At 70.5% G+C, this 26,075-nt stretch carries 25 protein-coding genes; 14 read left to right on the top strand and 11 right to left on the bottom strand.

Translation table 11 applies throughout. The annotated features are described in order from the left end of the window. Nucleotides 1–62: 62 nt before the first annotated feature. Both ABZ826_RS06125 and hutH read left to right on the top strand, forming a co-directional pair. Complete coding sequence (locus ABZ826_RS06125; RefSeq protein WP_361442902.1) at nt 63–1,223, top strand: GGDEF domain-containing protein; 1,161 nt, start codon at nt 63–65, stop codon at nt 1,221–1,223. Nucleotides 1,224–1,301: 78 nt separating this feature from the next. Then, the gene (hutH, locus tag ABZ826_RS06120; RefSeq protein WP_361442899.1) at nt 1,302–2,852 is read left to right on the top strand and encodes a histidine ammonia-lyase; all 1,551 of its coding nucleotides are present in this window, start codon (nt 1,302–1,304) and stop codon (nt 2,850–2,852) included. Between the two features lie 88 nt (nt 2,853–2,940). Here the strand turns inward: hutH and ABZ826_RS06115 are convergent, their stop codons facing one another. After that, nucleotides 2,941–3,228 (bottom strand): hypothetical protein, encoded by a 288-nt coding sequence (locus tag ABZ826_RS06115; protein WP_361442896.1) that lies wholly within the window; start codon nt 3,226–3,228, stop codon nt 2,941–2,943. A gap of 108 nt (nt 3,229–3,336) precedes the next feature. On the opposite strand from ABZ826_RS06115, the gene ABZ826_RS06110 reads away from it, so the two are divergent. From ABZ826_RS06110 to ABZ826_RS06090, 5 genes are all read left to right on the top strand, one after another. Then, on the top strand, nt 3,337–3,732 hold the full coding sequence (locus ABZ826_RS06110; RefSeq protein ID WP_361442893.1) for a hypothetical protein: 396 nt from the start codon (nt 3,337–3,339) through the stop codon (nt 3,730–3,732). A 291-nt stretch (nt 3,733–4,023) separates the two neighbouring features. Continuing rightward, nucleotides 4,024–5,289 (top strand): Ig-like domain-containing protein, encoded by a 1,266-nt coding sequence (locus ABZ826_RS06105; RefSeq protein WP_361442891.1) that lies wholly within the window; start codon nt 4,024–4,026, stop codon nt 5,287–5,289. Between the two features lie 165 nt (nt 5,290–5,454). Further along, nucleotides 5,455–6,918, top strand: coding sequence for an ABC transporter permease (locus ABZ826_RS06100; RefSeq protein WP_361442888.1), 1,464 nt, complete (start codon nt 5,455–5,457; stop codon nt 6,916–6,918). A gap of 44 nt (nt 6,919–6,962) precedes the next feature. Beyond that, nucleotides 6,963–7,646, top strand: coding sequence for an ABC transporter ATP-binding protein (locus ABZ826_RS06095; RefSeq protein ID WP_361442885.1), 684 nt, complete (start codon nt 6,963–6,965; stop codon nt 7,644–7,646). A gap of 494 nt (nt 7,647–8,140) precedes the next feature. Beyond that, nucleotides 8,141–8,635 (top strand): hypothetical protein, encoded by a 495-nt coding sequence (locus ABZ826_RS06090; protein ID WP_361442882.1) that lies wholly within the window; start codon nt 8,141–8,143, stop codon nt 8,633–8,635. Nucleotides 8,636–8,962: 327 nt separating this feature from the next. Here ABZ826_RS06090 and ABZ826_RS06085 read toward each other — a convergent pair whose 3' ends face one another. After that, nucleotides 8,963–9,586 carry an RDD family protein gene (locus ABZ826_RS06085; protein ID WP_361442879.1) on the bottom strand — a complete coding sequence of 208 codons (624 nt, stop codon included), beginning with the start codon at nt 9,584–9,586 and terminating at the stop codon, nt 8,963–8,965. A 470-nt stretch (nt 9,587–10,056) separates the two neighbouring features. Here ABZ826_RS06085 and ABZ826_RS06080 point away from each other — a divergent pair, with 470 nt between their 5' ends. The 5 genes from ABZ826_RS06080 to gdhA all read left to right on the top strand — a co-directional run bounded on the left by ABZ826_RS06080 (nt 10,057) and on the right by gdhA (nt 14,977). Beyond that, the gene (locus ABZ826_RS06080; RefSeq protein WP_361442876.1) at nt 10,057–10,323 is read left to right on the top strand and encodes a hypothetical protein; all 267 of its coding nucleotides are present in this window, start codon (nt 10,057–10,059) and stop codon (nt 10,321–10,323) included. 276 nt (nt 10,324–10,599) lie between these two features. Further along, nucleotides 10,600–11,247: a hypothetical protein gene (locus tag ABZ826_RS06075; protein ID WP_361442873.1), complete on the top strand. Its 648-nt coding sequence runs from the start codon at nt 10,600–10,602 to the stop codon at nt 11,245–11,247. A 179-nt stretch (nt 11,248–11,426) separates the two neighbouring features. Further along, nucleotides 11,427–12,959 carry a hypothetical protein gene (locus ABZ826_RS06070; RefSeq protein ID WP_361442870.1) on the top strand — a complete coding sequence of 511 codons (1,533 nt, stop codon included), beginning with the start codon at nt 11,427–11,429 and terminating at the stop codon, nt 12,957–12,959. 250 nt (nt 12,960–13,209) lie between these two features. Next, nucleotides 13,210–13,380 (top strand): hypothetical protein, encoded by a 171-nt coding sequence (locus ABZ826_RS06065; RefSeq protein ID WP_361442867.1) that lies wholly within the window; start codon nt 13,210–13,212, stop codon nt 13,378–13,380. 217 nt (nt 13,381–13,597) lie between these two features. Beyond that, the gene (gdhA, locus tag ABZ826_RS06060) at nt 13,598–14,977 is read left to right on the top strand and encodes an NADP-specific glutamate dehydrogenase (RefSeq protein WP_361442864.1); all 1,380 of its coding nucleotides are present in this window, start codon (nt 13,598–13,600) and stop codon (nt 14,975–14,977) included. Nucleotides 14,978–15,080: 103 nt separating this feature from the next. Here the strand turns inward: gdhA and ABZ826_RS06055 are convergent, their stop codons facing one another. The 4 genes from ABZ826_RS06055 to ABZ826_RS06040 form a co-directional block, all read right to left on the bottom strand. Then, nucleotides 15,081–15,692, bottom strand: coding sequence for a DUF6461 domain-containing protein (locus tag ABZ826_RS06055; protein WP_361442861.1), 612 nt, complete (start codon nt 15,690–15,692; stop codon nt 15,081–15,083). A 79-nt stretch (nt 15,693–15,771) separates the two neighbouring features. After that, entirely contained in the window at nt 15,772–16,446 is a 675-nt protein-coding gene (gene msrA, locus ABZ826_RS06050) for a peptide-methionine (S)-S-oxide reductase MsrA (protein WP_361442858.1), read from the bottom strand. Nucleotides 16,447–16,614: 168 nt separating this feature from the next. Further along, entirely contained in the window at nt 16,615–19,383 is a 2,769-nt protein-coding gene (locus ABZ826_RS06045) for a M48 family metallopeptidase (protein WP_361442855.1), read from the bottom strand. Between the two features lie 276 nt (nt 19,384–19,659). Next, nucleotides 19,660–20,763 carry a hypothetical protein gene (locus ABZ826_RS06040; protein WP_361442852.1) on the bottom strand — a complete coding sequence of 368 codons (1,104 nt, stop codon included), beginning with the start codon at nt 20,761–20,763 and terminating at the stop codon, nt 19,660–19,662. A gap of 68 nt (nt 20,764–20,831) precedes the next feature. Between ABZ826_RS06040 and ABZ826_RS06035 the strand changes: the two genes are divergently transcribed. After that, on the top strand, nt 20,832–21,977 hold the full coding sequence (locus ABZ826_RS06035; protein WP_361442849.1) for a cystathionine gamma-synthase: 1,146 nt from the start codon (nt 20,832–20,834) through the stop codon (nt 21,975–21,977). A gap of 376 nt (nt 21,978–22,353) precedes the next feature. Here the strand turns inward: ABZ826_RS06035 and ABZ826_RS06030 are convergent, their stop codons facing one another. The 4 genes from ABZ826_RS06030 to ABZ826_RS06015 all read right to left on the bottom strand — a co-directional run bounded on the left by ABZ826_RS06030 (nt 22,354) and on the right by ABZ826_RS06015 (nt 24,032). Next, nucleotides 22,354–22,545 (bottom strand): DUF1059 domain-containing protein, encoded by a 192-nt coding sequence (locus ABZ826_RS06030; protein ID WP_361442846.1) that lies wholly within the window; start codon nt 22,543–22,545, stop codon nt 22,354–22,356. A 63-nt stretch (nt 22,546–22,608) separates the two neighbouring features. Then, a complete protein-coding gene (locus ABZ826_RS06025; RefSeq protein WP_361442843.1) occupies nt 22,609–22,857 on the bottom strand; it encodes a hypothetical protein in 249 nt (82 codons plus the stop codon). Beyond that, complete coding sequence (locus ABZ826_RS06020) at nt 22,854–23,348, bottom strand: sigma factor-like helix-turn-helix DNA-binding protein (RefSeq protein ID WP_361442840.1); 495 nt, start codon at nt 23,346–23,348, stop codon at nt 22,854–22,856. Before ABZ826_RS06020 ends, ABZ826_RS06025 begins: the two co-directional genes overlap by 4 nt. Before the next feature lie 153 nt (nt 23,349–23,501). Next, on the bottom strand, nt 23,502–24,032 hold the full coding sequence (locus ABZ826_RS06015; RefSeq protein ID WP_361442837.1) for a MarR family transcriptional regulator: 531 nt from the start codon (nt 24,030–24,032) through the stop codon (nt 23,502–23,504). Between the two features lie 156 nt (nt 24,033–24,188). Here ABZ826_RS06015 and ilvA point away from each other — a divergent pair, with 156 nt between their 5' ends. Next, complete coding sequence (gene ilvA / locus ABZ826_RS06010; protein ID WP_361442834.1) at nt 24,189–25,418, top strand: threonine ammonia-lyase; 1,230 nt, start codon at nt 24,189–24,191, stop codon at nt 25,416–25,418. A gap of 144 nt (nt 25,419–25,562) precedes the next feature. Here the strand turns inward: ilvA and greA are convergent, their stop codons facing one another. Then, nucleotides 25,563–26,060: a transcription elongation factor GreA gene (greA, locus tag ABZ826_RS06005; RefSeq protein ID WP_361442831.1), complete on the bottom strand. Its 498-nt coding sequence runs from the start codon at nt 26,058–26,060 to the stop codon at nt 25,563–25,565. Between the last annotated feature and the right edge of the window lie 15 nt (nt 26,061–26,075).

Genomic DNA, 26,075 nt, shown 5'->3' with positions numbered 1-26,075 from the left:
CAGCGAGCGCTACCGATGTCGCAAACTGATCAAATCACCACAAAACTACATAAGCTGTAGCGATGGGTGATGATGTGCGGCTGCGGGCCGTGGTTTCGCTCGCGCAGACGATGGCGGCGGCGCACACCCCGCGGGGGTCGTGGCGAGCGGCTGCGCTGGGGGCGTGCGAGGCGTTGGGCGGCAGCTTCGCCGCGCTCTCCGTCTGGGAGCGGGGGCGCGGACGGCTGCGCGTGCTGGTGAACGCGGGCGAACGGGCCGAGGGGGAGGAGGAGTTCCCCGAGGAGGAGGCGTATCCGGTGCACCAGTTCCCGGAGATCACCGAGTTCCTGCATGAACGGTGGGCCGGTGGTGGTGAGCCGGATGCCTGGGTGGAGACCGCCGACGGTCCGGTGGGCCGGACGCCGTGCGCGGGGGTGCGGGGGTACGGGCGCGGGTACTGCGAGCAGCGGGTGGCCGCCCTGCGCCGGCGCGGGCGCGGCTGCTGCGTGGTCGCGCCGATCGTGCTGCACGGGCGGGCCTGGGGTGAGCTGTATGTGGCCCGCCCGGTGGGGCGGCCGGTGTTCGGCCGGGAGGACGCGGACTTCGCGACCGTGCTGGCGGCGGTCGTCGCCGCCGGGATCTCACAGACCGAACGGCTCGAAGAGGTCCGCAAGCTCGCCTTCACCGATCCGCTGACCGGGCTGGCCAACCGCCGTGCCGTCGATGTGCGGCTCGACGAGGCGGTGGAGCGGCACCGGGCGGACGGGGCCGTGGTCAGTCTGGTCGTCTGCGACCTCAACGGTCTGAAGCGGGTCAACGACACTCATGGCCATGCCGTCGGGGACCGCCTGCTGGAACGTTTCGGCTCGGTGCTGTCCCGCTGCGGCGCCATGCTGCCCGGTGCGCTCGCGGCCCGGCTCGGCGGCGATGAGTTCTGTCTGCTCACGGTGGGTCCCGAAGCGGACGAGGTGATCCGGGTGGCCGCCGAACTCTGCGAGCGGGCGGCCGAGTTGGAGCTCGGTGACGGGGTGGCGTGCGGGCTCGCGTCGACCGGTGATCCGATCGGCCCGGTGGTGTCGGCGCGACGGCTCTTCCGGCTGGCGGACGCGGCCCAGTACCGGGCGAAGGCGGCCCGCTCGGCGGAGCCGGTGGTGGCGGGGCGCGACGGGGAGGTGATCCGGCTGGCCGACGCGCCGCCCAGGTCCCCGCACGACCGCCGCCACCTGCGTGGCAGCCGCCCCTGACCGTGTGACCGGATCGGTAAGGGGTCAACCGCGTGACCACTAGTGACATGAAGGGATTCAATCCGTACGCTTCTGAATATGGATATGCATACAGTCGTGGTGGGGACGTCCGGTACCACCGCTCAGGACGTCATCGCCGTGGCCCGCGGCAACGCCCGCGTCGAGCTCTCCGCGGATGCCGTGAGCGCGCTCGCCGCCGCGCGCGAGATCGTGGACGCGCTCGCCGCCAAGCCCGAGCCGGTCTACGGAGTCTCCACCGGCTTCGGAGCGTTGGCCAGCCGGCACATCAGCCAGGACCTCCGCGCACAGCTCCAGCGCAACATCGTCCGCTCGCACGCCGCCGGCATGGGCCCGCGGGTCGAGCGCGAGGTCGTCCGCGCCCTGATGTTCCTGCGGCTGAAGACGGTCGCCTCCGGGCACACGGGTGTGCGCCCCGAGGTCGCGCAGACCATGGCCGACGTCCTCAACGCGGGCATCACCCCCGTTGTCCACGAGTACGGCTCGCTCGGCTGCTCCGGCGACCTGGCCCCGCTCTCCCACTGCGCGCTGACGCTGATGGGCGAGGGTGACGCGGAGGGTCCCGACGGCACCGTGCGCCCCGCCGGTGAGCTGCTCGCCGCCCATGGCATCGCCCCGGTCGAGCTGCGCGAGAAGGAGGGCCTCGCCCTCCTCAACGGCACCGACGGCATGCTCGGCATGCTCGTCATGGCCCTGGCCGACCTGAAGAACCTCTACACCTCGGCCGACATCACCGCCGCTCTCTCCCTGGAGGCGCTGCTCGGCACGGACAAGGTGCTCGCCCCGGAACTGCACGCCATCCGGCCGCACCCGGGCCAGGGCGTCAGCGCCGACAACATGCTGCGGGTGCTTGCCGGTTCCGGCCTCACCGGCCACCATCAGGACGACGCGCCGCGTGTGCAGGACGCCTACTCCGTGCGCTGTGCCCCTCAGGTCAACGGCGCCGGACGTGACACCCTCGACTACGCCGGCATCGTCGCGGCCCGCGAACTGGCCTCCGCCGTCGACAATCCGGTGGTCCTGCCCGACGGCAGGGTCGAGTCCAACGGGAACTTCCACGGTGCCCCCGTCGCGTACGTCCTCGACTTCCTGGCGATCGTCGCCGCCGACCTCGGTTCGATCACCGAGCGCCGCACCGACCGGCTGCTGGACAAGAACCGTTCGCACGGGCTGCCGCCGTTCCTCGCCGACGACGCCGGGGTGGACTCGGGCCTGATGATCGCCCAGTACACCCAGGCCGCCCTGGTCAGCGAGATGAAGCGGCTCGCGGTCCCCGCCTCGGCCGATTCGATCCCGTCCTCCGCGATGCAGGAGGACCACGTCTCCATGGGCTGGTCGGCGGCGCGCAAGCTCCGTACCGCCGTCGACAACCTCGCCCGGATCGTCGCCGTGGAGCTGTACGCGGCGACCCGCGCCATCGAACTGCGCGCCGCGCAGGGCCTCACCCCCGCCCCCGCCTCGCAGGCGGCCATCGAGGCGCTGCGTGCGGCGGGTGTGCAGGGGCCGGGACCGGACCGCTTCCTGTCGCCGGACCTGGCCGCGGCGGACGCGTTCGTCCGTACCGGAAAGCTGGTCGCGGCGGTCGAGCCGGTCACCGGACCGCTGGCCTAGGAGCTTTCGTCCGGATCGTGCCGGGTTCGTGTGCCCGGTGCCCGATCCGGCATGATCCGGACGAAGAACCCTGAAGATCCCGGCCTGTTCAGGCGGACAGGGCGTCGGCGCGGCGCACCGAGCAGGTGACGAACGCCGCGCCGATGCTCAGGAACGCCGTGCCACCGATCAGATACGGAGTGGTGTCGACCCCGGCGCCGGTGTCGGCGAGCCTCGGACCCGGCGTGGTGTCCTCGGCGGCGGTTGCCTGTCGGCTCCGGGCGCCCGGAGCGCCGGCCGATTCGTCCGTCGCGTTGGCGGACGGGACGAACCACAGGGCGGCCAGCAACGTGCCCGCGGCGGTGGCGGTCAGGAGCGGGCGGCGAGCAGCGGCCACGGAATCGATCCCCCTTGTCACAGCCGTGAGTTAGGCCTGTACGCAGATGCTAGTGAAAGCAGCGGGTCGCGGGAAAGTCGCGGGGGCGGGGAGCTTACGCTCCGGCACATGAGCACTTCTGAGACACCACGGTTTGTTCGGCTTCGCGTCGAAATGATGCTGGAGATCACAGACTCCGACGCCCTCAGCGGCACCGCGCTGGAGTCCATCGCCGCCGAGTACGGGGAGCCCGGCGGCGAGGCCGCCGAGGAACGCGTACGGGCCGAGGAGGCCGTACGGGAGGACGGCGCGGAGGCCCTCGCCTCCCTCGTCGATCCGTTCGACCTGGTCAGCGAGGTGCCGGGGGTCGAACTCGCCCAGGCGTCCTGGAGCAGCGAGACCGTCGACTACGACCCGGACGACCCGGACGGCTGGAACCTCGACGAGGACGAGGAGGGTGGCGACGAGGACGACGAGACCGACGACGCCGACGAGGTCGACGACGACGTCCCGCACAATGGGTGAGGACGACGGCGGACACAATGGCGTGAGCGGCGGCACGGAACAACGGGTCCGGCAGGTGTGAAGCACCGGCCCCGGCCCGCTTTCCTTGGGCCGGGGCCGTGGTGCGTACCGGTCTCGCACATACGTGACCGGAAGCGGGAACCGCCACTGCCGCGGATGCGTCGGTGAGTGTTGTTCCCCACATCTCTCTCGGATGTGGAACGAAGGACCCTTTCCATGGGTTCTAGGAACATTGACGGGTTTCGCCGGGCGCCGGCGGCTCTGCTCGGGGTTTTTGGGGATTCGGCAACGATGGAGAAGCGTGTGATGACGGGAAGCAAGCGGCGCAGGGGTCTGATGGCCGCGTCCGCACTGCTCGGCGGCGTGCTGGTGCTCACTGCCTGCAGCGACGGCGACGCGAGCGGCGGCAGCGCCGGGAGCTCGAAGAAGTCGCAGGCCGAGGTCGACAAGGCGGCGGCCCAGGACGCGTCCGAGGCGCAGATCGCGATCTCGCCGAAGAACGGTGCGACCAACGCGAGCATCAACAACGACGCGAAGGTCACTGTCGGCAAGGGCACGCTGTCCCAGGTCGCCATGACCACGCAGGCCGGTGCGGCCGTCAAGGGCACGCTCGCCGCCGACGGCAAGAGCTGGAAGCCGGACGTCCAGCTGGAGCGCTCGACCACGTACAAGATCAGCGCGACGGCCAAGGACTCCAAGGGCCGCGAGGCGCACGAGAACTCCTCGTTCACCACTGTCTCGCCCGACAACAGCTTCATAGGCAACTTCACCCCCGAGGACGGCTCCACGGTCGGCGTCGGCATGCCGGTCTCGATCAACTTCAACAAGCCGATCACGGACAAGAAGGCCGTCCAGGCCGGGATCACCGTGACGTCCAGCAGCGGCCAGCAGGTCGTCGGACACTGGTTCAACGCGCAGCGCCTCGACCTGCGCCCCGAGAACTACTGGCAGGGCGGCTCCACCGTCACGCTGAAGCTGGCGCTGGACGGCGTCGAGGGCGCGGACGGAGTCTTCGGTGTGCAGCAGAAGACGGTCACCTTCAAGGTCGGCCGCAACCAGGTCTCGACGGTCGACGCCAACACGAAGATGATGACCGTCACCCAGAACGGCAAGACGATCAAGACCATCCCGATCTCTTCCGGCTCCTCCGCCAACCCCACGTACAACGGGCAGATGGTGATCTCCGAGAAGTTCAAGGAGACCCGGATGAACGGCGCGACGGTCGGCTTCACCGACGGCGACGGCAAGGGCGAGTACGACATCAAGGACGTGCCGCACGCCATGCGGCTCTCCACCTCGGGCACCTTCATCCACGGCAACTACTGGGGCGCGCGGTCGATCTTCGGCAGCGCCAACACCAGCCACGGCTGTGTCGGTCTCGCCGACGTGAAGGGCGCGAACGACGCCAACCAGCCCGCCGCCTGGTTCTACAACAACTCCCTCGTCGGCGACGTGGTCATCGTCAAGAACTCCCCGGACAAGACCATCACCCCCGACAACGGCCTCAACGGCTGGAACATGAGCTGGGCGGAGTGGACGGCGGGCTCCCAGGCCTGACCCGCACGCACCACCCCTCCCGCAGTCCCGAATCCCGTACGGAGGCGGCGGCACCCGGATCCCCTCGGATCCGCGGCGCCGCCGCCTTCGGCGTACGCGGGTGTTCTCATCCGGCTCTCATCGTGGCCTTAACCCACCATCACGAGCGGTCCGTAGCTTCGCGCCATGTTCTTCACCTACCTCCGGCGCGAGCTGCGCCGCCGCAGAAAGGCGGCGCTGGTCGTCGCCTCGGGACTCGCCCTGGGCATCGCGCTGGTCATCGTCGTCAGCTCGGTCTCCTCCGGCATGAGCAAGGCCCAGGACAAGGTCCTGCAATCGCTGTACGGCCTCGGTACGGACATGACGGTCACCAAGGCCGCCGTCGCTCCCGGCTCCGGCGGCGGACGCCCGAAGTTCGAGTTCGATGCCAAGGGCAACGGCGACGACTCGACACAGAGCAGCGACCGGGTCCTGGTACAGGGCTTCCGGGCGCTGGCCTCCTCCACCGTCGACGCGATCGGCGGACAGAACGGTGTCGCGGACGCCGTCGGCGGACTCAGTCTGAACGTCATGAAGGTCGACGGCCAGTTCAAGCGCGGCGAGTTCAAACAGCAGGGCGGCACGGGAGGCCAGGACAACCGGAGCGGTCCCGGCGGGCAGGGCGGCGGCGCCGCGCAGCCGCAGGGCGAGGTCAGGGGCGGCGGTGCCTCCTTCGACGTCAACTCCTACTCCGTGTACGGCACCGACGTCACCCAGCAGGCCCTCGGCCCGCTGACCTCCTCGAAGGTCACCAAGGGCCGTACGTTCAAGACGTCCGAGACCGACGCGAAGGTCGCCGTCGTCGACTCCGCGTACGCCAAGGAGAAGAAGCTCGACGTCGGCAAGACCGTGACCATCCACGGGACCACGTTCACGATCGTCGGGGTCTCGACCGCCGACAGCGGTGACGCGGCCGCCAACCTCTACATCCCGCTGAAGCGGGCACAGACCCTCGCCGACTCGAAGAACAAGGTCACCACGGTCTATGTGAAGGCCACGGACTCGCAGCAGATCGACCAGGTCAAGTCCACCATCCAGAAGAACGTTCCGGGCACGACGGTCACCACCTCCGCCGATCTCGCCGACACCGTCTCCGGCTCCCTCTCCACCGCCTCCGACCTGGCCGCAGGCGTCGGCAAGTGGCTGTCGATCGCGGTTCTGGCCGCCGCCTTCCTGGTCTCCGGGCTGCTCACCTCCTCGGCGGTCAGCCGCCGGGTACGGGAGTTCGGCACCCTCAAGGCGCTCGGCTGGAAGAGCGGCCGGGTCACCCGTCAGGTCGTCGGCGAGGCCCTCGTCAACGGGCTGCTGGGCGGGGTGCTCGGCATCGCCGCCGGACTCGCCGGCGCGTATGTCGTGACCGCCATCAGCCCCACCCTCACCGCACAGCTCGGCTCCTCGGGCGGCGGCATGGGCGGCGGCAGGTTCATGGCCGGTCCGGGCGGTCCCGGCGCGGCCAGGACGCTCGACGTGGCGCTGACCGCACCCGTCTCGCTCTCCATCATCCTGATCGCTGTCGCCCTGGCCGTGGCGGGCGGGCTGATCGCCGGTGCGTTCGGCGGCTGGCGGGCCTCCCGGCTGCGCCCCGCCGACGCTCTGCGCCGCGTCGAATAGCCCACCCGGCGCCCACCCCCCTCTGTTCCAGCAGGAGTTGACCCATGTACACGCTCAGAGACGTCACCAAGCGCTATACGCGCGGCAAGACCTCCGTCCACGCGCTCGCCGGTGTGGACCTGACCATCGAGGACGGCGGCCGGCTGGTCATCCAGGGTCCCACCGGCGGCGGCAAGTCCACGCTGCTGCAGATGCTCGGCGGTCTCGACCGCCCCACGAGCGGCAGTGTCGAACTCGACGGTGTGGATCTCGCGAAGCTCGGTGAGGCCAAGCTCACCAAGGTGCGCGCGCAGAACATCGGCTTCGTCTTCCAGAGCTTCAACCTCATCCCGACGCTCACCGCCCAGGAGAACGTCGAGACCGCGCTCGTACCACTGGGCGGCAAGGCGTCCGAGCGGCGCAGGCGGGCCGCCGAGGCACTGGACTCCGTCGGACTCGGTGAACGGCTCGGGCACCTGCCCGGCGAGATGTCCGGGGGCCAGCAACAACGCGTGGCGATCGCCCGGGCGCTGGTGAAGCGGCCGAAGGTGCTGCTCGCCGACGAACCCACCGGCAACCTCGACGAGTCGATGCGCGACGAGGTCATGGAGGTGCTGGAGACCATGTGGAAGGAGCACGGACTGACCTTCATCGTGGTCACGCACGACAGCGCCATCGCCCGGCGGGCGCCACGGCTGGCGACCATCCGCAAGGGCAAGGTCACCATCACGGAGAACGCGGCGGCCTGAGAGCCTGTCGGGCGGCCTCTGATCGGGCGGCCACGCCCTGGCACGCACTCCCCCAAGGAATCGAGGGCCAGGGGGGACCCCCTCCCGCATTGCCGGGATGCCCTGGTAGCTCCATCCCCGAGCTCTCGGCTTCGTTCGAGCAGGGGAGACCCCGTCCGAGGACATCCCGGCGCCTTGGAATCGCACGCACCAGACCGCGTCCGCTGTCCGATCGAAGGCCGCCCGACAGGCTCTGAGAGGGGACGTACGGTGGTGTCGGCCGGTCCGTTCGGCGGTGGAAGGACCGGCTGGGCCACCGCCACGGAGGCAGTCGCCCGGCTCCCGGCCGGGTGCGCCCGGCGCACGGGGTCGACGACGCCGTACCTCACCGTGGCGCTGAGCGCGCCCTCGCAAGGGGAGAAGCACGGCACCGTCGACCGCGACACGGCGATCCGCAACAGCGCGGTAGTGGCACGTCAGAATGCCGGCAACCTCGTGCGCACAGAGGGATGTTCATGAACAAGAAGTACCTGATCCTGCCGGCCGTGCTCGTGGCCGCGGCGGCCGTCGTCGCCGTGGTCCGGCTCTGGCCCAGCCCGCTGAAGGATCTGCGCGCGAAGAATCTGTGCCTGGGGATGCTCACGAAGGAGACGGTGGGCCTGCTCGACGACCACGAGGGGGGCAAGCCGGTCGTGGACGAGGACAAAGGCGAAGGGGCGGATCCGGTGTTCTCCACCATCTGCTTCGTCGGACGCGAGACGGGCAAGGACACGACTCCCCGCACCCAGTACACCCTCGACGTGCGGCCGGCTGACACACTCGACAAGCCCGCCAAGGACGCCGCCCCGGTCGGTGGCGGGTACTCCGGCTGGATCGGGCCGCGCCAGAGCGAAGTCCAGCTCCCCGCCCCCTGCGCCAAGCCCATGGGAACCAGCGCACCCCACGTCACCGTGACTCTGAAGGTCCCCCAGGTGTCCTGGTCAAGGAGAACTGGGACACGGCGGCTCTGATCTCCAAGAGCCGCACCATCCTCCTGGAGGCCCTCGGCAACCTCACCGAACAGTACGACTGCGTGGCCTAGCATCCGGCCGGTGTCGGCGGGGGTGTTGTCGTTGACGGTTTGCGCTGGGTGTCGGCACGGATCCCGATGGACGTTGATCCAATCAGCCAGGCCAACTCACCTGCGAAAGATGGCGTGTTCACTGCCGTTTCTGGTCAACTACTGAACGGAATCGACAGTGCTCGCCTCCGTCGAGACGCCCCGATCGCCCGCGCGACGCGCGCGCCTCGACGAAGGGGAACAGGCCGGTCCCTTCCGGCGGAGGTTCCGGCCGGGCTCACCGGCGAGAGGCGGCGTTCCGGTGGGCGGTGAGGTCGCTGCGGCGGACCTGGCGCAGTCCCGTCGGATCGGTGTGCCCGCTGCTCCAGAGGGCGCTGAGCGGAAGGGGACCGGGGTCCGTGAGGAATGCGCGCAGCGCGTACCACGGTTGCAACGGCAGCCGGCCCAGTCCGTACACCCAGCGCCGCAGCAGCCGACCGGGCCCCGGGCGTCCGGCGTCGGGCAGTCCGATCACCCGTATCCCCATGATCAGCTTGCCCGCGCCGCCTCCGGCGAGCGCGGTGAGGACCACGTGATTGAGGAACGAGAACGCGAGCGTCGGGCCGAGGAGCAGACCGACGGCCTCGGCGACGCCGGCCGTGACCACGTACGGCCGGGCGAGTAAGCCGCCGGTGACCAGACAGAGGTAGCCGTCGAGGCCGATGGCGAGATAGCGGCGCATGTCGCCCACCCGCGGTGGGACGCGCGGCGCGGCGCGCTGCCCGGGGGCGGGCGGCAGTGCCGGGCGGCCGTGGGGTTCCGCACGCCGAAGATGCCCGTGTTCCAGCGGTGGGTGGGCGGCCAGTGCGGTCGTCGGCCGGGAACAGCGCGGGGTACGTCTGCGCCCCCGTGGCGTCGTCATGACGGCATCATGTCCGATCGCGCGTTCCCGCGTGCCCCGGATACGCACTCACGCCCCTGCCCGCACAGGGGCGAGTTTCTGCCACGTCGAATCCGGGGCATGGGCGCAGCGGAATGAAGGATTCATTTCGAGTCCCGCAGGTGAACCGTGATTCCGCCCTCTCGCACGACCAACCGGTTCCCGTGAACCGGGCGGCGCGGTGAATGAGCCAAAGATGTCCGAGAGACAAAAATCTTGTTGACTCGCACATGTCTTCGATGTTGAGATCTTCGCGACCGAAAACGGGGCATGGAAGTCGGGTGTGGTGTTCAGGCGCCTGGACTTCTGCGCTCGTACCCGATTCAGGGAGGGGAAATTCAATGCGCAAGATCACGCTTTCTCTCGGACTGGCAGCAATCTGCGCCGGCAGCCTCATCGCTGTTGCGCCTGCGGCGACCGCATCTGAAAACGCCGTGCAGGCGTCCGCATGTGTGACGCTCTGGGACACCCATGGGTACGAGGGGGGATCGCGAGCCTTCTCGGGCAACGACAACGACTTCTCCAACAACAACTGGTCGAACGGCAAGAAGATGAACGACGCCGCCAACGCCGGGAAGAACAATTGTGGCTTCTGGATCCACATGTACGCGGACGCGTACTACAAGGGTCAGGGGTACAGCCTGAAGCCGAACAGCTCGGACTCGGACTTCGGCAACAACAGCTTCTCGAACAAGGCCAGCTCTCTCAACGGGTTCTGAGCAATTCTTACGCCGGGGGTGCCGCGTCACGCGGCACCCCCGGCGGCATGCCTCTGCGGAAAGAGCTGTCTCATGCATCGCCGACACCTGTCAGTCGTAGTCCTGTGTCTCCTCGTCGCCGGCTGCTCCCATGTCGCACCTGGCGAGGGAAGCCCGGGCATACCTGCACCGTCCGGGGAGGCTCGCGGACTCGTCTTCCCGTTCGACTCGTACGAACTGTCCGACAGCGAGGTCAACGTCACCTACCGGGCGAGCGATGTGCTGCTTCGCTCATGCATGAGCAAGAAGGGTTATGAGTGGAAGCGCGTCGCGATACCTGAAGGTTCTCCCGGCTGGCGCAACAGACTGCATTTCGGGGTGATGGAGCAGCAGGTTGCGGAGAAATTTGGCTATCACACACCGGCAGAACTTCTGGCGCCACCCGAATCCAGAGAAATGGTCGTGGCGATGAAAACCCGGAAGTCAAGCCTTCCGCAGCGTGCAAACCAATCGGCTAAAGACTGCCAGGACCAGGCGGACCGCACTCTGACTCATGAAGCGAAAGCTCCCTTCGCTCAATTCAATGATCTGAAGTCGGAAACCTTCGAAGCGGCCAAACGCTCCCCGGAGGTGCGGCAGGCAATGCAGAGCTGGAGCGCCTGCATGAAGAAGGAAGGGTACGACTACGAAACGTCCTGGGACGCGGATCAGGACCGTCGATGGTACGCGAAGGACAAAGCATCGCGCGAGGAGCTGACTACGGCCAGGGTTGATGTCAAGTGCAAGCGGAAGGTGAGTCTTGTAAAGGTTTGGTTCTCGGCTGAAAAGGTGCTGGAAGAAGCCGCGATCAAGCAACACAAGACGTACTTCGCCCAGCTGAAGACCGCGAATCGGCGCTACTTGGACAACGCTCGACTCGTGCTGGCACGACAGGAATCGAGCTGACGTCGCCCCATCGGCCTAGGTCAACGCACCTGATGGAGCTAGCGTGTTCACCGCCGCTTCTGCTCAACCACTGAACGGAACAGCCCGTGCAACCCTCCCTCGAGACACCCGGATTACCCACGCAACGTACGCGCCCCGACGGTTCCCGGCGGATCGATACCGTCTGGCAGAGGCATCGCGTGCCGCTCCTGGCCACGGCCCTCTCCGTGCCGCTCCACGTGCTCTGGGCGGCCTTCCTCGCCACCGGTGGCGGAGACCTAGCGGCTCAGGTGGCCTGGACCGATTTCGTGGCGCGGTATCCCGGCAACCCGTACAACCTCTCCTGGTACGGCGGTATCCACGTCGGCAACTACAGCGTCGTCGCACCGCAGCTGATGGCGGTGCTCGGCGTGCGAACCGTCACCGTGCTCTCGGGAGTGGCGGCCTCCTGGCTGGCAGCGAGCCTGTGTGTCCGCAGCGGGATGCGTGGCCCCCTGTGGCCCGCTCTGCTGGCAACGCTGACCCTCTGGTGCAATGTGGCGTCCGGCCGTTCCACCTTCGCCCTGGGGGTGGCCCTCGCGATGGTGTCCGTTCTGGTGCTCGTGGGCGGCTCGCGCCGTCTGGTCCTCTCCGGTGTCTTCGGTGCGCTGGCGACCATGGCCAGTCCGGTCGCCGGACTCTTCCTGCTGGTCGCGGGCGCGGGCTGGCTGCTGGACCGGGACGTGCCGAGAGCCGCCGTGCTCTGCGCCCCGCCCGCGGCCGTGGTCGGACTGACCACCCTGCTGTTCCCCTTCAGCGGCGAGATGCCGATGGCGACGAGCGATGTCTGGAAGCCGGTCCTCTTCGGCGTGCTGCTCCTCGCGCTGGCGCCGCGGGAGTGGCGAGTGCTGCGGTTCGGCGCGGCGGTCTACGCGGCCGGGGTCGTGCTGACCGTTCTCATTCCGTCGCCGGTCGGCTCCAACGTCATCCGCCTCGCCGAGTTGTTCGGACCGCCGGTCCTGCTCGCCGCGCTGCTGGCCCACGGGGTGCGTTTCTGGCGGAAGGTCGCCTTCGGTGCAGCCCTGGCACTGTCCGTCCAGTGGGTCGCGCAGCACGCCGTCCATGTGCTGGAGATGTCGACTCCCGTACCGGCCTGGGCCACGGAGACCGAGGGCGTGGTGGCCGCCCTCGACCGTCTTGGGGCTGATCGCACACGCGTCGAAGTGGTGCCGGCCGTCAATCATCGGGAGACGAGCGCCCTCGGCCCCCACGTCAACCTGGCCCGTGGCTGGAATCGCCAGCTCGACGTGGAGCGCGGGGCGCTCTTCTACGAAGGCTCCTTCTCCGCCGAGAAGTACCGCAGCTGGCTTCACCGCTGGGCGGTGGGATACGTCGTCCTGCCGGAGGGCACCCCGGACTGGGCCGCGAAGGACGAGGCCGCGCTCGTGCGCGACGAGCCGGGCTGGCTGAGGCCCGTGTGGCGGGACACCCATTGGCGCGTCTACCGGGTCGAGGACGCGACGCCCATGGTGTCGGGCGCCGGCTCGTCCGTCGTCCGCAGCGACGGCGCCGGACTCGTCGTACGGACCCGCGCGCCCGGATCGGTGATCCTGCGCGTCGCCTACTCCCCCTGGCTCCGGGCCGACACCGGCTGCGTGGAGCGGGCGGGCGAGTGGACCCGGCTGAAGGCGTCGGCGGCCGGTGAGTACCGGATCGACTCCTCGTACGGACTTCCCTGGCAGGGAAAGTGCTGAGCCGGTACGCGGGCACCCACTGACGGCGCCGGCCGCTGAGGTGAGCGCGCGGACCGCCCGCGCTCGCGGAAGGCGGCCGGGAGCGTCGCCGCCGACGCGGGCGGTCGGTCCGGACAGCGGGCTCCGGGTCTCCGCACGATGGTGCAGCTGACTACACCATCGTTCCGGGTGGTCGGTCTCTCGTGGCGACGGGCGTGCGCCGGAAGGATGGAGCCATCACCGGACACCACCCCGACCACGGAGGATCACCATGAAAGCACTGCTCTGGACCGTGTTCTGCGCGGCCATCGCCGCGAACGTCTGCCTGAACTTCCTCGTGGGCGAAGGCGGCCTGCAGATCGCGCTGAGCGTCGTCTCCGGTGTGGTCGCCCTCACGTCCGGCGTGGGCCTGTGGATGCTGCGCCGCCCGGCCGACGCATGAGCTCGGGCACGGCCGGAGGCCCACTATGCGGATACCGTGGCGCATCTTTCCGGGTCACTGGGACAATCGGTAGGCCACAACGGTTCTGTACGTCGCTTTCGTGAGCCGCAGAGCGCGCGATTCCGGGCGACGCCCTCAATGGGGAGGGGGACCGCTGGTGCCCCTCGGGACGGGGCACCTTCGCGCGCACTGCCGACCCACGGAAGGTCTTGATCAGATGCCGGTCACCCCTGATTCCACGACCCCGCACGCCACCGAGAGCCGTGTCATCGAGCCGCTGTACGCCGAGATACTCCGCCGAAACCAGGGCGAGAAGGAATTCCACCAGGCGGTACGAGAGGTCCTGGAGACCCTCGGCCCGGTCCTCGCACAGCGGCCCGAGTTCGTGGACGCCCGGATCATCGAGCGCGTCTGCGAGCCGGAGCGCCAGCTCATCTTCCGCGTGCCGTGGTCCGACGACTCCGGCGACATCCACGTGAACCGCGGCTTCCGCGTCGAGTTCAGCAGCTCGCTCGGTCCGTACAAGGGCGGACTGCGCTTCCACCCCTCGGTCAACCTCGGCATCGTGAAGTTCCTCGGTTTCGAGCAGATCTTCAAGAACGCGCTCACCGGCATGCCCATCGGCGGCGGCAAGGGCGGCGCCGACTTCGACCCGAAGGGCCGTTCCGACGCCGAGATCATGCGGTTCTGCCAGTCGTTCATGACCGAGCTGCACCGCCACCTCGGGGAGTACACCGACGTCCCCGCCGGTGACATCGGCGTCGGCGGCCGGGAGATCGGCTACCTGTTCGGCCAGTACAAGCGGATCACCAACCGTTACGAGTCCGGAGTCCTCACCGGAAAGGGCCTGGGCTGGGGTGGCGCCCAGGCGCGCACCGAGGCGACCGGGTACGGCTGCGTCCTCTTCACCGCCGAGATGCTCCGCAGCCGGGGCGAGTCCCTCGACGGGCAGCGCATCGCAGTCTCGGGCTCGGGCAACGTCGCGATCTACGCGATCGAGAAGGCCCAGCAGCTCGGCGCGACGGTGGTGACCTGCTCCGACTCCAACGGCTACGTCGTGGACGAGAAGGGCATCGACCTCGCCCTGCTCAAGGAGATCAAGGAGACCGGCCGCGGCCGGATCTCCGAGTACGCGGAACGGCGCGGCGAACATGTCAGGTACGTCGCCGGCACCGGCGTCTGGAACGTCCCCTGCGACGTGGCCCTGCCCTGCGCCACCCAGAACGAACTCCACGAGGCCGACGCGCTGGCCCTCGTGCGCAACGGTGTGAAGGCCGTCGCCGAGGGCGCCAACATGCCCACCACACCGGAGGCCGTACGCGTCCTCCAGGAAGCGGGCGTCGCCTTCGCCCCCGGCAAGGCGGCCAACGCGGGCGGCGTCGCCACCAGCGCCCTGGAGATGCAGCAGAACGCCTCACGCGACTCCTGGACGTTCTCCCACACCGAGGAGCGCCTCGCGGAGATCATGCGCCACATCCACGACTCCTGCTACACCACGGCGGAGCGCTACGGCAGCCCCGGCAACTACGTGGTCGGCGCCAACATCGCCGGCTTCGAACTGGTCGCGGACGCGATGCTCGCGCAGGGTCTCATCTGATCCGTCGGTCCCTTGTGCGATCGCTCGGCCCGGCCGTCCTCCACGGCCGGGCCGCTGTCATGCCGGGCGCGGGCCGTCCCGTGGCGCGATGCCCGGCATACCGTCAAGGCATGGGCACGGATCCGCCCAGGAACTCGGAGGTGTCGAACAGTTCGCGGGTGAGTCGCACGCCCGTGAGGCGCTCGGCGAGCGCGAAGGCGGCTTCCGTGTGGAGGTTGTAGTCCCGCTCCTCATCGTCGCTCAGGTCGAAGCCCGCCGCCCGCATGGTGTCCACGCAACCGTCGGGATCGCTGCCGTCGCGCGCGTAGGCGAAGAGAGGCTCGAAGTGGAGCCGCCGCCCGCCGTCCTCGTACCAGTTGAAGTGGTCGACGGCGTTGATGTTGCGGAAGTGCGACACGGCCGTCGTTCCGCGCGAGAGCGGTCCCACGATCTCGTCGCTGATGCCGAGGTAGCCATTGGGCTCGACCATCAGCGCCCACTCGCCGACCCCGGTCACGCCGACGAACAACCGGTCCCCGTCGTGATCGCTCCAGGTCCCGTACGCGGACTCGGTCAGATCGCCCATGCCGGTGACGCGACGCACCCCCGTCGCGCCCAGCCGCGTCAGCAGGGAATCGGGAGTCAGCCCGCGGACCAGCGTCACGCAGTACGCCTCGGCCAGAAAGGGAAAGTGCTCGTCGAACCACAGATAGTCCTGCGCGGTCGCTTCATACATGGCGCAAGCATGACAGCGGCCGCTGACATCGCCCGGCGCGCGCCCGGACCGGATCACCGGACCGGGCCACCCTGTCGCGTCAGTCCTCGGCCGTCGGCGCGGCGGCCACACCGATCGGGCAGGACACCCCCGTCCCGCCGATCCCGCAGTACCCCGCCGGGTTCTTGTCGAGGTACTGCTGGTGGTACGCCTCCGCAGGCCAGAACGTGCGGCCCTCGGCCGGGAGAATCTCCGTGGTGATCTCGCCGAAACCGGAGCCCGTGAGGACCTTCTGGTACGCCTCGCGGGAGGCCGCCACGGCTGCCGCCTGCTCGGTGGAGTGGGTGTAGATCGCCGAGCGGTACTGGGTGCCCACGTCATTGCCCTGGCGGAAGCCCTGGGTCGGGTCGTGGGACTCCCAGAAGAGCTTCAGCAGCTTGGCGTACGAGACGGTCTTCGGGTCGAAGACGACCCGGACCGCCTCCGTGTGGCCGGTCAGGCCCGAGCAGACCTCTTCGTACGCGGGGTTCTCGGTGTAGCCGCCCTGGTAGCCGACGAGCGTCGTCCAGACGCCGTCCGTCTGCCAGAACTTGCGCTCGGCACCCCAGAAACAGCCCAGCGCGAAGTCCGCGACCTCCAGACCCGCCGGGTACGGGCCCACCAGTGGGTTGCCGAGGACCGTGTGGCGGGAGGGGACGGTGAATTCGGGGGTGGGACGGCCCTTCAGGGCCTCCTCGGGGGTGGGGAGCTCGGGGGTACGGCGGTGCAGGAACATGCGGGGGCTCCTCCGGGGGCTGGGGTCTACGGTCCCTACAACGCGGTGCGGGCGCCGGAGATTCCGGCGCCCCGGCGCCCCGCCGCCCCTGCCGCCCCCGCCGCCCCTGCCGCCCCTGCCGCCCCGCCGCCCCCGCCGTCCCGGCGCGTCCGTGGCGGTCGGTCGCTGTCAGTCGTCCTCCGCGACCTTCAGGGCGCTGTACTCGTGGCATGTGGTGAAGAATCTCTTCGGAGACGTGTAGTACGACCACGGGGCGTACGGCGACGGGAGGTTGTCGGCGACGGGGCAGTCGATCAGGCGGAACTGCTCCATCGCCTCCTCGTACCGGTCCTGCCAGTACAGCGTCCAGGCGAGCATGTGGCGGGCCCGGACCAGCCGCCGGCCCTCGGGGTCGGCCGCGGCGGCGGCAGCCACGTCGGCCAGGCAGGCGTCGGCCGCGGCGATCAGTTCCGGACTCTTGTAGTACTCGTCCGGGTCCGTTTCCGAGCTGCTCCGTTCCTCCTTGAACGCGGCGTACAGCGGGAGCAGCGAGAGCAGCCGGCCGGGGCTGCTCCGCCTCGCCGCCTCCTGTGCGAGGTACCCGGCCTGCCGGTACGAGCCGGCCCAGCGGTGGCACCAGTACCGGAGCGCCGTGTCGTGGGCCGCGAGGTGAGGCCCGCCGCGCACGACGATCTTCGCCCACAGGGCACGGCACTCGGCCCGGTCGTAGCCGAGGGCGAGGGCGCAGGGGATCTCGGCGACGTACGGACACGGGTCGTCGCCCGCCAGCGCCTGGGCCTGGTGGCATGCCTCGCGGGCCCTGGCCATCACCTGGCGGAAGACGGAGGACTGCTCCCACGTGGGGTGCTGCGTCGGCTTCGTACCGTGGACCTGCGCGGCGACTTCGATCAACGCGCCGGCGTGCACGAGGGCCGCACCCGCGTCCGTCGGCCGTGCGGCGCGCCAGGCCAGCAGCCAGGCGTCGTCGGCCGCGGCCTCGTCCTGGAGGACGGCGGCGCGCCGGTATCGCTCCTGCCGGTTCCGGCCCGCCTTGCGGAGGAAGGCGGCACCCGCCCGCCAGTCGCCGCAGCGGAGGGCGGTGCGGATCTCCTCGTCGCGGATTTCCTCGGCGGGGAGCTTCTTGTCGGGGATCTTCTTGTCGTGCGGGTCGGGGGTGCTCCCGGGGGCGGTCCACGGCGGCGTCCTCCGTACCTTCTTCTGGACCTTCGCCCAGAGGTGCTCGCGCGCCCGGAGGGACTCGCGCAGAGCGGTGGCCGACGGGAGCAGCCGGGGTGTCGTCGTGGAGGGCCCCGGTTCGATGCGGGGAAGTCCGGTGCGGGGAAGTCCGGTGCGGGGAAGGGGGCGGAGGTCGGGGTCGAGCAGGGCGCGCAGCGGCTTTGTGTCCGGGACATCCGCCACCGACGCGTCCAGCGCCGCCGGGAGCAGCTCCGAGTGGCCCGGCGGCAGCTCCAGGGATGCCTCGTCGTCGGTCCAGGGAAGCCGCCAGCGGGCGCGTCCCTGCCGTACGTACTCGGCCTCGGCCAGTTTCCGCAGCCCGGAGCGGAATGCGTGCCTGGCGAACTCGCGGGCCACGCGGCCGGTCGCCTGCCGGGCCTTGGCGGACTTGTGGAGACAGTCGGCGATCTGCCACTGTGCGCCCGCGTCCACGGCGTCGAGCGCCTCGGCCGCCGAGCCGTCGCCGCCGGTCGCCGAGGCGACCGCCCTGACCATGTACCGCGCCGTCGGCTCCTCGTGCACCGCCACCGACTCGTGCAGCAGATCCGGCCAGTCGACCCGGCGCAGTCGCAGCAGCTCCGGTGCCAGCACCTGCTCCTCGACAGCGGCCAGCGTGCGCTCGGTGTCGACGAGCAGGTCCAGGGCCGGTGCCACGGGCGCCGGCGCGCGCCCGTCGTCCGGCAGCGCCTCGATCCGGGCGATGCGTTCCGTGAACAACCCATGCGTGCGAGAGGCGCTCGCTCCGGGCGGCAGGGAGTCGCGCGACTCGTCCAGCACGTCCCTGCGCGCGGCCAGCACATGCCGCAGGCCGCCGAGGACCTGGCCGGGCGGGGGCAGCAGCCCGGCCTTCACGCCGAGCAGGGCGTACGAGTCCATGTACTCCTCGTGCGTGCGGCGGAGGACCCGGAACTCGCGCAGCGCGCACGCGCTCACGTCGCGGCCCGCGATCCGCGCGGCGGCGACGTCGGCCGCGGCCTTCGCGCGGTCGATGTCGGACGTCGTGACGCGCGTGCAGAAACGTTGGTACCTCTGGTACCGCGCCGCCAGCAAGCGGTACGAGGCGCCGGCGTGGCCCGGGTCGATCTTCCTGGGCTTCCTGCCCTTGGCGCGTGCCGTCGCGGCCTTCTGCTCCTGGCGTTCCCGCTCCCTGGCGACGGCCTTCTCCGCCTGTTCCCGGAAGTGGGCGACGGCGCGGGCGGTCTGGTCCCGGCCGCGTGTGACGACCGCGGCGAGGCGGGTGTCGGAATCGGCGTAGCGGCTCATCTCGTACGCGAGTACGAAACGCAGCTGGGCCTCGGACATTCCGGCCAACAGCGGTACGCCGACGAGGAGTCGGCGGCGGCCGGCGACCAGGCCGAGGAGCCTGGTGTGCTCGACGGCCGAGGCGCCCACCTCGGCGGTGAGCACGAGGTCGTCGGGCGCGCGGGTGCCGGCCCGGTCGGCGAGGTCGCGGACCATGGCCCAGAGCCGGGGCTGCCGGGAGTCGTCGACGCGCAGCCCGCGTACGTCGTCGTGTTCCGGCGTGCGCGGCAGGGACATGCTGCGCACGATCGAGAGCGCGGGCACCGAGGTGCGGGCGAGGAACATCACGGCGACGGGAAGCCACGCCCAGCGGAACACGGCCCAGTTGGCGACGCAGAGGACGGCGAGCAGGAGGACGCCCAGCAGGTGGAAACCGGCGAGCAGGGCAACGGCGCGGACGGCGCGCAGAGTCGGGGTCATCGGACGGATTCCCCCCACGGGAAGGGTAGTTGGCGGCGACGGTGGTGGTCGTGGTGCGTGTGGGGAATCGGAGTATGTCGTCCCGCGGGCGGGCGCGGCAATGCGATATGCGGGCGGCCCGGGGGTCGGGGCGGGCTCGCGCCGCCCCGGGCCATCGCTCGTGCGTAGTACGGGAGGCGGATGCCGGGCCCCGCGCATATCCGGGCGGCGCCGCTGCGGCGCGCGGCCACGGCGGCACTGCCGTCTCGCCCCGCCGCCCCCGGCCAGGCCGCATGGCTACCGGGGCAGCGTCGCCGGACTGCCGCCGTTCGCCTCGTAGCCGGCCACCGCCAGCGCCCGGTGGACGGTGTACTCGGCGGCCGGGTCGGGGCTCTGGGTCCACGGCAGCGCGCCCACGTGACCGTCGATGTGGACGAGCTGGTTCATCGCCTCCGACCAGCGCTCCATCCGGACGAGGAAGAGGACCAGCAGATGGCGGACGTGCGCGAGCATCGGGTCGTCGGCGCGGGCCGCGTGCACCGCGAACAGGGCGCCCTCGACCGCCTTGGTCACCACCGCGCTCCGATAGAAGCCCTGCACGAGATTGACCTCGGGCAGATGCTCGTACACCGCGAACAGCGGCAGCGCGGCCAGCAGCGAACCCTGCGGGGCGCGGGCGGCGGCCGTGGTGGCGAAGCGGTCGGCCGCCTCACGGGAGCCGTGCCACTTCTCGCACCAGTAGTGCAGCGCGGCGATGTGGGCGCCCATGTGGGCCGGCGCCCGGTCGATGATCTTCGCCCAGAGTTGGTCGAAGTCCTCGTGGGAGTAACCGAGTCCGCGGGCGACGGCCAGTTCGACGAGGTACGGGACCGGGTCACCGGGCGCCAGCAGCGCCGCCTCGCCGCAGACCGTACGGGCCTCCTCCAGGATGATCCGGAAGTCGTCCGTCCCCGCGGTCGACGAGCGCCATGCCTGCTGCACCAGGAACTCGGCGTGCACCGCGGCGCCGCCCGCGTCCTTCGATGCCTCGGCCCGCCATTTCCGCAGCCATGCGCCGCCCGCACCGGGCTGCTGCGCCAGTTCCAGCGAGGCGGCGCCGGCGAACGCCTGTACCCGCTGCCACCGCACCTCGCCCTCCTTGGGTGTGCCGGCCAGCAGCTGCGAAGCCGCCCGCCAGTCCTGGGAGCGCTGCACGACGTCGAGCACATCCAGGAGATCCTGGTCCGGGCCCGGCAGCCGGACGTCCAGTTCCTCCTGGCGCGCGAAGCCGTAGGTGTCCGGGTCGGCGGCGTCCGGCGAACCGGGCGCGACCTGCCGGATGCCGCCGCGGCGGCGCAACACGAACGGGCCGATGACCGCGGCGAGCATGCACAGCGCGATCAGGAACCAGAGAATCTCCATGCCCCCATTGTCACCGGACGGCCCGGTAGCCCGGTGGGCGCCCTCGCGACGAACTACGCTCGGGCCCCATGAGCGACCAGCACAGCTTCGAGACTCTCGCGATCCACGCGGGAAACACCGCCGATCCCCTCACCGGCGCCGTTGTCCCGCCCATCTACCAGGTGTCCACGTACAAGCAGGACGGCGTGGGCGGACTGCGCGGCGGCTACGAGTACAGCCGCAGCGCCAACCCGACCCGTACCGCCCTGGAGGACAATCTCGCGGCCCTGGAGGGCGGGCGCCGGGGACTCGCCTTCGCCTCCGGCCTCGCCGCCGAGGACTGCCTGCTCCGTACGCTGCTCACGCCCGGCGACCACGTGGTCATCCCGAACGACGCCTACGGCGGCACGTTCCGGTTGTTCGCGAAGGTCGTCTCGCGGTGGGGAGTGGAGTTCTCGGTCGCCGACACGTCGGACGTGGCGGCGGTACGGGCGGCGATCACCCCGCGCACCAAGGCGATCTGGGTGGAGACCCCGTCCAACCCGCTGCTCGGCGTCACCGACATCGCCGCGATCGCCGGTGTGGCCCGCGCGGCGGGCGCGCGACTGGTCGTCGACAACACCTTCGCCAGCCCCTACCTCCAGCAGCCGCTCGCCCTGGGCGCCGATGTGGTGGTGCACTCCACCACGAAGTACATGGGCGGTCACTCGGACGTCGTCGGCGGCGCGCTGATCGTCAACGACCCTGAACTGGCCGAGGAGTTGGCGTACCACCAGAACGCGATGGGTGCGGTCGCCGGGCCGTTCGACGCGTGGCTGGTGCTGCGCGGCATCAAGACCCTCGCGGTCCGCATGGACCGGCACAGCGAGAACGCCACCAAGATCGCCGACCTGCTGACCCGGCACCCCAAGGTCACCCAGGTCCTCTACCCGGGACTCCCCGAGCACCCCGGCCACGAGGTCGCCGCCAAGCAGATGAGGGCCTTCGGCGGCATGGTGTCCTTCCGTGTCGTGGGCGGCGAGGAGGCCGCCGTCCACGTCTGCAACCGGGCGAAGCTGTTCACCCTCGGCGAGTCGCTGGGCGGTGTCGAGTCCCTCGTGGAGCACCCGGGCCGCATGACGCACGCCTCGGCGGCCGGTTCGCCGCTGGAGGTGCCGGCCGACCTCGTCCGGCTGTCCGTCGGCATCGAGTCCGCCGACGACCTGATCGCCGATCTGATTCAGGCGCTCGGCTAAGAGCCTGTCGGGCGGCCTTCGATCGGACAGCGGACGCGGTCTGGTGCATGCGATTCCAAGGCGCCGGGATGTCCTCGGACGGGGTCTCCCCTGCTCGAACGAAGCTGAGAGCTCGGGGATGAAGCTACCAGGGCATTTCGGCAACGGGGGAAGTGTGCGTGCCAGGGCGTGGCCGCCCGATCAGAGGCCGCCCGACAGGCTCTAAGGGCTGTCGTTTGGATCAGGCCGGCTCGGCGACCGGATCCGTGTGTCCGGCGTGATCCGGGCAGAAGGGGCCGCGTCCTGTCCCGCGAGGGGCCCCGAGTCCCGCCCGGCGGGTCGGCGGCGGACGCGGATGATCGGGCGGGTTCGAGGGATCGGGCCCGTCCGGCCTCACTCAGGCGTCGGCCTTCTCGTCGTCCAGCGATGCCCGGATCTGTTCGCGCAGTTCCGGGCCGTCGGTGTGCTCGTGGACGGAGACCGCGTGCTCGGCCGCGGCCCGCACGACTTCCTCTTCCTCGCCCGAGATGGTGAGCGAGCAGTTCGTGACGCTCGGATACTTGCGGCAGTCGGCGACTTTCCTGGTCATCGCAGCCTCCTCGGCCGGTTGCCCTGTCGCCCCGTTCCAGGATAGTTCGCCCCCGTCCGGCCCTCACCAGCCGACCAGCGGCGTCGTCTCGGCGGGCGGCAGCTGCCACGGCTGCACCCGCACCGCCCACACCGTGAAGGCGACCACCGCGGCGAACGCCACCAGCAGCGCCAGCCTGCGGGCCAGGAGCCGTCGGCGCAGCAGCCGGCCGCCGCGCTCGGCGGCCCGGCGTGCCAGGTCGGCGGGCACCTGCGGATGCGGGCCGTCCAGCATGCGCCGGACCTCGTCCTCCCGGTCGCCGCCCCGGCTCATGGCGCCGCCCCCAGCGATCGTTGCGGCCCCCACCGCGCCGTGGGCCGGCGGGTGCCGCGCATCGTGGCCACCGAGCGGTTGCAGATCGCCCTGATCCGTTCCACCGGAAGCCCCAGCAGGGCCGCGGCCTGCTCCTCCGCGACCCCCTCGTACAGCCGCAGCACGAGAACGAGGCGCTCCTGCGGCGTCAGCCGGTCCAGCGGTCCGCCGTGCGGCCGGTGGTGCCGCCGGACCTCGTGGGCGAACCGGACGGCCAGCTCCTGCCGGGTGCGGTCGTAGGGGTCTTCGCCTTGCAGCCGTCCCCACTGCGCGTAGGTGCGGGCCAGCGCGGCCATGAGCATCCGCTGGGCCCGCGGGTTCGCGCCGGGCGGCCGCAGGGGCTCGGCGGTGAGCAGCGTGGCCGTGTGCAGCAGGCGGCCGGCCGCGCCCGCCACGAAGGCCTCGAACTCCTGGGCGCGGCGCCGCTCCCGGCCCGCCTGGCGCTCTCGCACAGTGCCCATCCGAGCCGGTGCGGGGGCTTTTGGTCAAGAGGCGTGCGTCCGGTGGCCCGCGCGGAGCCCCGGGTGTCGCGGCATCCTCCGGGCGGGAACCGGGCTCCTCCGGCCGGATCACGCCGGGCCCCGGCCTGATCCGAACGGAAGACGCTAACCGGCCGGGGGTGCCTGGTGCGTGGTCTGCCGTGCGGCCAGCGCGGCGTTGAACCGGGTGAGCAGCGCGCAGAACGACTCGCGCTCCTCGGCCGTCCAGTCGTCCGTGACCTGTGTCATGAGCTCGCGCCGGGAGCCGCGGACCTCGTCCAGCCGGGCCTGGCCGCGCGGTGACAGCTGGAGCACGACGGCCCGGCCGTCCTCCGGGTGCGAGGTCCGCTTGACCAGGCCGGTGTCGACGAGGGGTGCGACCTGCCGGGTCACGGTCGAGGAATCGATCCCCATGCCCGCGGCCAGCGCCTTGACGCCCATCGGGCCCTCCCGGTCCAGCCGGTTGAGCAGCAGATAGGCGGCCCGGTCCATCGAATTGCGCACCTGGCCGACACCGCCGAGGCGGGTCTGCTCGGCACGGCGGGCGAATACCGCGACCTGGTGCTGCAGCGCGTCGAGCACGTGGTCGGAATCCGTGGATGCGGGGGTGGCGCCCCCGGAAGGAGACGCAGCTGTCGTCATGTCCTGAGGGGGCATGGCCGGGGGCTCTCTTCGTGCGGTTTTGGATGGGTGGGGGACAGAGTACGCGGCCACGGGGCAACGCGTACCAGCGCTGCACAAACCTGTGGACAACGGCGCAGGACGGGACCGTATGCGGCGTCCACCCCCCTGCCGAGCTGCAAGACTTACGGTATGAACTTCCGCACGCCCGGCCACTTTCCTCCGCTGATCCTCGACGACATCCTCGGGGCGCAGAAGATGCTCTCCGGTGTGGCCCGGATGACCGCCATGGAAGGCAGCCGCCACCTCACCGAGCTCGTGGGCGCGCCGGTCCACCTCAAGTGCGAGAACCTGCAACGGACCGGTTCGTTCAAACTGCGTGGCGCGTACGTGCGGATCGCCGGTCTGTCACCGGTGGAGCGGGCGGCCGGGGTCGTCGCCGCGAGCGCCGGAAACCACGCGCAGGGCGTCGCGCTGGCCTCCGCGCTGCTCGGCGTGCGGTCGACGGTCTTCATGCCGGTCGGGGCGCCGCTGCCGAAGGTGGCCGCCACCCGCCAGTACGGGGCGCAGGTCCGGCTGCACGGCCATGTCGTCGATGACACGCTGGCCGCCGCCCAGGAGTACGCGCACGAGACCGGCGCGGTCTTCATCCACCCCTTCGACCACCCCGACATCATCGCCGGACAGGGCACGGTCGGCCTGGAGATCCTCGAACAGTGTCCCGAGGTGCGCACCGTCGTCGTCGGGATCGGCGGCGGGGGTCTCGCCGCCGGGATCGCGGTGGCGGTCAAGGCGATCCGGCCGGACGTGCGGATCGTCGGCGTGCAGGCGGCGGGTGCGGCCTGCTATCCGCCGTCGCTCGCCGCGGGCCACCCGGTGTCGGTCGGCCCGCTGCACACGATGGCGGACGGCATCAAGGTGGGGCGCCCCGGCGATGTGCCGTTCGAGCTGGTCCGGGAGCTGGTCGACGAGGTCCGTACGGTCTCCGAGGACGAGTTGTCGAGCGCGCTGCTGCTCTGTCTGGAGCGGGCGAAGCTGGTGGTGGAACCGGCCGGCGCGAGCCCGGTGGCGGCGCTGCTGAGCGATCCGAAGTCCTTCCGCGGGCCGGTGGTCGCGCTCCTGTCGGGCGGCAATGTGGACCCGTTGCTGATGCAGCGCATCCTGACCCACGGCATGGTCGCGGCCGGCCGCTATCTGAGCCTGCGGCTGCGGCTGAGCGACCGTCCGGGCGCGCTGGCCACCCTGCTGGGCGTGCTCTCGGTGGTCGACGCCAATGTGCTCGACATCGGCCATGTGCGGACCGATCCCCGGCTCGGGCTCACCGAGGTCGAGGTGGAGCTGCAGCTGGAGACGAAGGGGCCGGAGCACTGCGAGGAGGTCTCGGCGGCGCTGCGCGACGCGGGTTATCTGGTGATGAGCTGAGCGCCTCCACCGCGTCCGGGGCGCAGGCGCCGCCCGGCCGTCCCGGGTGGGTGCGCCGCACCCGCGTCCGTGGGATGCCGCACACGCGGGGGAGCCCCCGGCCCGTCGGGGCCGGGGGCTCCCCCGCGTCAGTGGTGTGCGGTATCAGCCCGTGTAGGGCTTCGCCGCGAGGATCTTCACGGTGGCGGTCTTGCCGTTCGGCAGCTCGTACTCGGCGTTCTCGCCCATCTTCTTGCCGTTCACGCCGGTGCCGAGCGGCGACTGCGGGGAGTACGTCTCGATGTTCGAGCTCGCGTACTCGCGCGAGGCGAGCAGGAAGGTCATCGTGTCGTCCGGGTCGTCGTCGAAGGCGATCGTCACGACCATGCCGGGCTCGACCACGCCGTCGTCGGCAGGCGCCTCGCCGACCTTCGCGTGCTCCAGGAGCTGGGTGAGCTGGCGCACCCGCAACTCCATCTTGCCCTGCTCCTCCTTGGCGGCGTGGTACCCGCCATTCTCCCGGAGGTCACCCTCCTCACGGGCCGCCGCGATCTTTACGGAGATTTCCGTGCGCGCGGGACCAGACAGGTACTCCAGCTCGGCCTTGAGCTGGTTGTACGCCTCCTGCGTGAGCCAGGTGACGTTTTCGCTGGTCTGGGTCACAGGGTGCTCCTCGTC

Source organism: Streptomyces sp. NPDC047515 (assembly GCF_040643055.1).
GTDB lineage: Bacteria > Actinomycetota > Actinomycetes > Streptomycetales > Streptomycetaceae > Streptomyces.
This window is presented reverse-complemented; position numbering and strand designations above follow the sequence as displayed.